The sequence below is a fragment of the Microbacterium sp. Soil_C_42 genome (assembly GCF_057656735.1).
Genome location: NZ_JBDGJU010000066.1, coordinates 1 through 7505 on the forward strand (window position 1 = coordinate 1; position 7505 = coordinate 7505).

Annotated in this window: 7 protein-coding genes; 3 read left to right on the forward strand and 4 right to left on the reverse strand. The window is 73.9% G+C overall.

All coding sequences use genetic code 11. The features are described 5' to 3' along the window. The first annotated feature begins 85 nt into the window (after window positions 1-85). Both menD and AC3A46_RS19085 read left to right on the forward strand, forming a co-directional pair. Window positions 86-1927 carry a 2-succinyl-5-enolpyruvyl-6-hydroxy-3-cyclohexene-1-carboxylic-acid synthase gene (gene menD / locus AC3A46_RS19080; RefSeq protein ID WP_487666642.1) on the forward strand — a complete coding sequence of 614 codons (1842 nt, stop codon included), beginning with the start codon at window positions 86-88 and terminating at the stop codon, window positions 1925-1927. Window positions 1928-1954: 27 nt separating this feature from the next. Further along, a complete protein-coding gene (locus tag AC3A46_RS19085; RefSeq protein ID WP_487666636.1) occupies window positions 1955-2818 on the forward strand; it encodes a polyphosphate kinase 2 family protein in 864 nt (287 codons plus the stop codon). Window positions 2819-2996: 178 nt separating this feature from the next. Here the strand turns inward: AC3A46_RS19085 and AC3A46_RS19090 are convergent, their stop codons facing one another. Next, window positions 2997-4295 (reverse strand): isochorismate synthase, encoded by a 1299-nt coding sequence (locus AC3A46_RS19090; RefSeq protein ID WP_487666637.1) that lies wholly within the window; start codon window positions 4293-4295, stop codon window positions 2997-2999. 83 nt (window positions 4296-4378) lie between these two features. Between AC3A46_RS19090 and AC3A46_RS19095 the strand changes: the two genes are divergently transcribed. Continuing rightward, complete coding sequence (locus AC3A46_RS19095; RefSeq protein ID WP_487666638.1) at window positions 4379-4687, forward strand: hypothetical protein; 309 nt, start codon at window positions 4379-4381, stop codon at window positions 4685-4687. 1 nt (window position 4688) lies between these two features. On the opposite strand, the gene AC3A46_RS19100 is transcribed toward AC3A46_RS19095, so the two are convergent. The 3 genes from AC3A46_RS19100 to AC3A46_RS19110 all read right to left on the reverse strand — a co-directional run. Beyond that, window positions 4689-5996 (reverse strand): lanthionine synthetase LanC family protein, encoded by a 1308-nt coding sequence (locus tag AC3A46_RS19100; protein WP_487666639.1) that lies wholly within the window; start codon window positions 5994-5996, stop codon window positions 4689-4691. Then, window positions 5993-6991, reverse strand: a complete 999-nt coding sequence (locus AC3A46_RS19105) for a T3SS effector HopA1 family protein (protein WP_487666640.1) — start codon at window positions 6989-6991, stop codon at window positions 5993-5995. The genes AC3A46_RS19100 and AC3A46_RS19105 overlap by 4 nt, the downstream gene beginning before the upstream one ends. Next, window positions 6976-7505 (reverse strand): phosphotransferase family protein (locus AC3A46_RS19110; RefSeq protein WP_487666641.1); only part of this gene is annotated, 530 nt, incomplete at its 5' end. The genes AC3A46_RS19110 and AC3A46_RS19105, both read right to left, overlap by 16 nt.

Genomic DNA, 7505 nt, shown 5'->3' on the forward strand with positions numbered 1-7505 from the left:
GGCACCCCGCCGCAGCCGAAGCCGCCGTTCCGTCCCGCGGGCGGCGACGACGACGCCCGCGGTCAGCGCGGGGTCATCGGCTGACGTGGCCGACTCCGACAGCGCGCCCGCACCACTCGAACCAGCTGCCGCGCTCGATCCGGCGCCCGCGACCGACGCCGCCGCGGCGCTGCTGTGCCGGCTCGTCGAGCTCGGGGTGCGCCATGTCGTGCTGAGCCCGGGCTCGCGCTCGCAGGCGCTCGCCCTGGTCGCCGCCGAGCTCGAGCGGCGGGGCGCCCTCCGCCTCCACGTCCGCATCGACGAGCGCGTCGCGGGCTTCACGGCGCTCGGCATCGGACGAGAGACCCGGATGCCGGCGGCCGTGGTCTGCACGTCGGGCACCGCGGTGGCGAACCTGCTGCCCGCCGCGCTCGAGGCCCATCACGCCGGCGTGCCGCTGCTGCTGCTCACGGCCGACCGCCCCCCGGAGCTGCGCGGGGTCGGTGCGAACCAGACCACGCGCCAGCCGGGGATGTTCGCGCCGACGGTGCGGCTCGAGACCGACGTGCCGGTGCCCGAGGCGCCCGATCCCGACGGCACGCACGAGCAGAGCGCGATGCTCCGCCTGCTCGCCGAGGACGCGGTCGCCGCGGCGCTGGGTGCGGGCACGCGGTCGCCGGGGCCGGTGCACCTGAACCTGCCGTACCGCGAGCCGTTGTCGGGCGCCCTCCCCGCGTGGATGGGCGTACCCGCCGCCGAGCTAGAGACCGCCGTCGTCGACGACCCCGACGGCCCCCCGGTGGCGATCGACGCCGAGGACGAGGCATCCGGCGCCCTGTATCAAGGCGGTGGCGGCATCGGCGAGGCCGACCTCCCGACCGAGCCGGAGGACGCGCCGCTCGTGCTCGAGCGCGGTCCCCGGACCATCGTTCTCGCGGGGTCCGACGCCGGCCCCGATGCGGAGGAGCTCGCCCACGTCGGCGCGTGGCCGCTCGTCGCCGAGATCGTGAGCGGTGCGCGCTTCGGGCGTCAGCTCGTGCACGGCTACCGCGCGCTGCTGCGCGACCCGCACCTGGGCGGTCGCATCGAACGGGTCGTCGTGCTCGGCCACCCGACTCTCAGCAGAGAGACCGCCGCGCTGCTCTCCGACCCCGAGATCGAGGTCATCGCGGTCCGGGGTCCGGGCGAGCCGCTCAATCTCAACGGCGTCACCCTGGCCGCCGACCGCATCGCGGTCGCCACGGGCGACCCCGACCGCGAATGGCTCGGGGACTGGATGCAGGCGTCGCGCGCAGCATCCGTCGATCTCACGCCGCCGGCACCCGATGCCGACGGTCTCTCGTCGGCGGTGCCGGGGGAGAGGCTGGGAGCGATCGCGGCGGAGCTCGGAGTGATCCGCGCGCCCGTCGACCGTGCTGCGCTCGTCGACGCCGTCTGGCGTGCGACGTGGCCGCATGACCGCCTCGTGTTCGGCTCGTCGCGCCTGGTGCGGGTCGCCGACCAGGTGCTCCCCGGCAAGAAGGTGCCGGTGCATGCCAACCGCGGGCTCGCCGGCATCGACGGGACGATCGCCACGGCGACCGGCATCGCCCTCGCCAGCCAGTCCGGCGGCGGCGCGGGCGTCACGCGCGTGATCCTCGGCGACCTCGCGCTGCTGCACGACGCCGGCGCGATGCTCCTGCCTCCCCAGGAGGATGAGCCGCGCCTCCAGCTGATCGTCGGCAACGACGGCGGCGGCACCATCTTCGACGGCCTCGAGGTGGCAGCCGTCGCGGGCGCCGACGTGATGGACCGGGTGCTGCTGACCCCGCACACCGTGCGCCTCGAGCAGCTCGCACTCGCGTACGGCTGGGAGTACCGCCGGGTCACGACGCGGGCGGCTCTCGACCAGGTGCTCACGTCGCCGGTCGGCGGTCGGCAGCTCATCGAGGTTCCGCTCGAGCGCTGAGCCCGCGGCATCCGCCATGATGGCTCCATGATCGCCTCGAGGCAGAAGCACTGGAGCGGCGACGTCGCCGATCTCCTCCGTGTCCGCGAGGGCTTCGTCCTCGCCGACGTCGACACCCGCTCGACCCCGGGATATGAGAAGGACAAGGCTCACGCCGCGGACGACCTCACGTCCGGCGCCGCCGAGCTCGACGAGTACCAGGAGCGTCTGTATGCGCGCAGCCGCGTCGATGCGACGAACGCCTCGGTGCTGCTGGTGCTGCAGGCGATGGACTCCGCCGGCAAGGGCGGCATCATCCGTCACGTCGTGGGCTCTGTCGACCCGCAGGGCATCGTGCTCTCGGCGTTCAAGAAGCCCACAGAGGAAGAGCTGAAGCACGACTTCCTGTGGCGGGTCAAGCAGCGGCTTCCCGTCTCGGGCATGATCGGCGTCTTCGACCGCTCGCACTACGAGGATGTGCTCATCGGCAGGGTCAGGCGCCTGGCCCCCGAACAGGAGATCGAGCGTCGCTACGCGGCGATCAACGACTTCGAGCGTCAGCTGACCGATTCGGGCACGAGGGTGGTCAAGGTGATGCTCCACATCTCGCCGGATGAGCAGAAGAAGCGCCTGATGCAGCGCCTCAATCGTCTCGACAAGCACTGGAAGTACAACCCGACCGACGTCGACGAGAGTGAGCTGTGGCCGCAGTACATGGCGGCGTACCAGACCGCGTTCGAGCGCACGTCGACCGAGCACGCGCCCTGGTTCGTCGTGCCCGCCGATCACAAGTGGTACGCACGGCTCGCCGTCCAGAATCTGCTGCTGGAGGCGCTCGAGGACATCGACCCGCAGTGGCCGAAGGCGACCTTCGACGTCGAAGCCGAGAAGCGGCGCCTCGCGGGCGCCTGACCGCTGCGCGCAGAACGCCTCCCCGCCGGCATCTCGGCGGGGAGGCGTTCGTCGTGGAGAGGGCAGGTATCACCGCCGAACCGGTTCGAGCGCGAGCCCGAGACCGCCGCCGGTTTCGGCATCGTCCTCGCCCGGATGCTCCTCAGCCCCGACAAGACTCCCGGCTGTGTGTACGAGCTCAGGCGAGCGCGTCGACGATCGGGCGGAACTTGACCCTGGTCTCGAGCAGCTCCTTGTCGGGGTTGCTCTGGGCGACGATTCCGGCGCCCGCGTGGGCGACGACCGGGATCGTCGCGCTGTACTCGGCGACGTTGCGGGGCGGTTCCCCGCCGATCTGCGCGCAGCGCAGGGCGATGGCCCATTCGCCGTTGCCGTCGCCGTCGATCCAGCCGACCGGCCCGGCGTAGCGGCCGCGGTCGAACGGCTCGAGCCGGCGGATCAGCTCCAGCGCGGCGTCGGTCGGCGTGCCGGCCACAGCTGCCGTGGGGTGGAGTTCAGCCACCAGGTCGAGGGCGGAGGCGTGGTCGGCCAGGTCTCCTGCGACGTCGGTCGCGAGGTGCCAGAGGTTCGGCAGCTTGAGCGTGAACGGCTCCGGATCGGCCCGCAGATGGCGCACGTGCGGCCCCAGCTTCGCGAGCACGCTCTGCACGGCGAAGCGGTGCTCGTCGAGGTCCTTCGCGCTGTGCGCGAGGGAGGTGGATGCCTCGGTGTCATCGTGCGCATCGGTCCCGCGCGGGATCGTCCCGGCGAGCACGCGTGCGGTCACCACGCCGCGCGAGGCGGTGACCAGGGTCTCCGGGCTCGCCCCGATCAGACCGTCGACGGCGAAGGTCCAGGTATCGGGGTAGTCGTCGGCGAGGGCGCGCACCAGGCGGCGCACATCGGCACCGGCGGGGATCGTGCCGACGAGATCACGCGCGAGCACGACCTTCTCGAGCTCTCCGCGGACGATCGCGTCGACGGCCTCGCGGACCGCGGCCTGGTAGCCGGCGGGGTTGAGCGTGCCGGGGCCGAGCGTGGCAGACCAGTACGGGCCGTATGGCGTGGGCTCGACGACAGCGTCGCCGATGTCGGCGGCGACGCGTCGGATGCGCGTCACCCACGAGCGTCCGTGGTGGCGCCCGATGACAGCCTGCGGGATCACGAGCCGGCTGGTCTTCGACGACCTCTCGTCGAAGACGAGCGTGCCGAACGCGACCAGCCCCGTTCCGGGGAGGCCGAGGGGATCATCGATCTCCGCAGTCGCGGCGATCTGTCGCCACGTCTCCGCCGCCGACGGCAGCGTCGCCGGGTCGACGCCGGGAGCGGAGCGGGGGCCGCGCTCGTAACCGCCCAGCTGGCCGATGCCGACGATGCCGTCGCCGCGTCTCAGCCAGGCGAGGGGCTCGCCCGGAGACGCGTAGGCGAGGAGGTCGTCGACGTGCTCGATCTCGCGGGTCTCGACCACCAGCTCATGCGGGCGGTGCGAAGGTGTCACGACTCCAGCCTAGACTCGCCGATCCGGGCCGGACGCCGGTTGCCGCCCTTGTGCGTGCCGCAGCAGGGGGTGAGGATGGCCGCGTGAGCGTGCGCTATCTGATCACCGTCGACCCCGGTGCCGACCAGGGCACTGTCGAGGCAGGCCTTCGCGACGCCGGCGCCGAGTCGGTCTCGCCGCCCGCGCCGGAGCTGCCCGATGTGTTCATCGCCACGGTCGACGAGTCGGTCGCCGACTACGCGGATCGTGCGCAGGCCGTGTCGGGCGTGAGGATCGCCGAGCCTGACGCGTGGGTCGGCTTCGGGGGCGCAGGTGACGCCCAGAGGCGCGACACCGGCCTCATGCCCGTCGAAGAGCCGCTCCAGGATCCGCCCGCCGGCGACGTGCGCTGAGTCACCGCAGCCGCAGCGGCGGGTGCGCGACGCTCGCCAGCGAACCGGCGCAGCGCAGCAGCGTCAGCACGACGCCCGCGGTCCCGTCGAGGACCGCCGGCGACCGGCCGTCCCGCACGCCGTGGCTCCACGCCGTGCTCCCGTCGGCATCGATACCGGCGGCGATGACGGATGCCTCGTACCGCGCCGCGCGCCGGCGCTCCTCGCGGGACGCGGCATCGGTGGACCACGCCGCCTCGGCGCCGGCCAGGTGCAGTTCGACGATGCCGGAGCGGCCGTGGCACAGGGTGGCGTCGTCGCCCTGATCATCGGGGAACTCGCGCCGCGCGCGATGGATCGAACCGAGCGCGCGCAGGTAGGTCGCTTCGCACTCGAGGGCATCGTCCCCGTCGATCCGCGAGCGGAGCGCCGCCGCGAGGCCGATTCCGGGAGCTCCGTGGCACCACGCCAGACCGATCGCCGGCTCATCCAGGCGCAGGTCGTACCAGCCGCCGTCCTCGGCGCCGTGACCCGCGTCCTCCCACGTCCACGCGGCATCGGCGAGCGCTCGGTCCGCACCGACGACGCCGGCCGATTCCGCCGCGAGCAGCGCCAGGCCGATGCCCGAAGAGCCGTGGGCGAGGCCGGTGACCGCGCGGTCGCCGTCGGCCATCGGCCAGCGTGCGCCGCAGACGTCGACGACGGCGCGAGCGCGCAGGTCGCCCACGAGCCGCTCGGCGGCCGCCCCCCGATGACCCTCCGCACTCGCCGGCAGTGCGGCGGCGAGCACGGCGAGCAGATGGCCGGCCGAGCCGTCGAGAAGGTCCGCGTACCCGGGGAGCCACGAGTCGTCCGCCGTGGCGAGCGCGGCGACCGCGCGCGCGGCGAGCAGACGGCCTCCGTCCGCGAGGCCGGGCCGGCCGAGCATATCCGCGATCCGTTCGGCGGCGATCGCGATCCCCAGGTCTCCGCTCTGCCAGCCGAGCTGTCCGCGCCGCGCGGCTCGGCGGCGGTCGAGCACGTCGGCGAGCGTCGCCTGCGCGAGAAGCGCCAAGGAGGCGTCGCGCGCGTGCCGTGCCGCCGCCGCGAGGGCGAGGGCGATGCCTGCCCGCCCGGTGAGGAGGCCGTCGTCGACGGGCCCCGTCTTCAGGACCGATCCGTCCGGGCTCGCGGCGAGGTCGATCTCGTCGCCGATCCACTGCGGCCGCCCGCGGTCGTCGACGACCACGTCGGCAGCGAGGCGGCGTGCCAGCGCGATCGCGGCGATGCCGAGTTCGGCGGGCGACCGCACCTCCGCCGGCGCGACGGCGGCCAGGGCGATCGCCTTCATGGTCGTGCCTTCCAGGGGCGTGCCACGTCGAGGCCGACCGCGTCGGCGGCCTCGCGCAGACGGTGGGGCGCCGCATCCGTGTTCGCGGTCATCGCCGCGATCGCGGCGACCTGGGCCGTTCGCAGCTGACCGAAGCTGGTGCCGTCGGCGGGATCCTCCGACATCCCGATCCCCCGGGCGATGCGTCGTGTCGTCGGCGGGATCGCGGCATCGACGTGCGGCGCGATGTCGACGGCCTGCCGAAGTGACGCCGCCACCCGTGACCGGACGCCCCGCGGCGTGTAGACGACGAGCGCATCGGGCCGTCCGTACCCGGCGGGCGTGGGCAGGCACTTGAGCGAGAAGGCGCTCCCGGCGTCGGCGAACGCGCCCATCAGTGCAGGCAGCAGGGCCGCCGAGTCCTCCGGGGAGCGGGAGTGCGTGTACCAGCGGTCGAGGGGGCCGTCGGGGACACCCTCACCGGAATGCGCCCACCACCATCCCGACTCGCGGTCCCATCCCGACGACCCCCGGGTGATCGTCACGAGGTCGCCCGGCGCGGGGCGGCAGCCGGGCCGCGAGGACGAGAGGATGCGGTCGGTCGCGATGCGGACGTGGCCCGGTGGGGCGGAGGAGGGCGCCCGGGATGCCACGACCGTGACCGTTCCATCGCCGACGGCGAGCACGATCCACGCCTCGGACGTGCCCGCCGCACGGCGCCGCATCGCCTCGAACAGCCCGACGCGGGGGAACGCGGGAGGGGCGACGAAGGTGCGCTCCGGTGGCGTGACCTCATCGCCGGACCCGGCGGTCCACCAGTTCGCGTACAGCCACTCCGCGAGGGGGTTCTCGATCTCGACGCCGGTCGGAGCGCCCCCGCGCAGTTCGCGTGCGTCGTCCGAGGCATCGACGAGCGCGAGCGCCCGGCTCAGTGCACGCAGCGTCGCCTCTGCGGCGCGCTCGCCGCGGACGACCGCCGCCTCGGCGGCGGCAGCGGAGGTCATCGTGCGAGGCATGAGCGCAGCTCCTCCGTGAGCGCAGCCAGGTGATCCTGGTGCCCGATCGCGAGGTCCGCGAGCCCGTGGGACTGCTCCTCATCGCCGTGCTCGCTCCGCTCGGCGACCTCGAGGGCGAACTGCGCGAGGCGCAGCACCGCGGCCAGCGCGACGCGCTCCGCGAACAGTCCCGTGGCGCGCGACGAGATCCGCGCGGCTTCGCCGTACCCGCGCACGAGCTCACCGCCGGTCGACGGCAGCCCGGCCGCGGCCGACCTGCCGCGCAGCAGATGCTCGGCGACGAGGCATCCGAGGTCCCAAGCCGGATCGCCCGCCCCCGCGAGCTCCCAGTCGACGATGACGGGGGAGGGGCCGGGTGCGACGGCCACGTTGTCCCACTTGAGGTCGTGGTGCACGAGCGCGCGCCCCGCGGGCGTGCGCAGGCGCGCGGCTGCCGCCATCAGGGCCTGCTGCGCGCGAAGGAAGGCGATGAGGTCGCGCGTGGTCGCGCCGAGGCCGAGCGCGTCGCCGCGCT

What these genes read in the sequence shown, in the direction of transcription:
- AC3A46_RS19085 (WP_487666636.1), top strand. Translation starts at nt 1,955, where the DNA reads ATGATCGCCTCGAGGCAGAAGCACTGGAGCGGCGACGTCGCCGATCTC.
- AC3A46_RS19100 (WP_487666639.1), bottom strand. Translation starts at nt 5,996, where the DNA reads ATGAAGGCGATCGCCCTGGCCGCCGTCGCGCCGGCGGAGGTGCGGTCG.
- AC3A46_RS19105 (WP_487666640.1), bottom strand. Translation starts at nt 6,991, where the DNA reads ATGCCTCGCACGATGACCTCCGCTGCCGCCGCCGAGGCGGCGGTCGTC.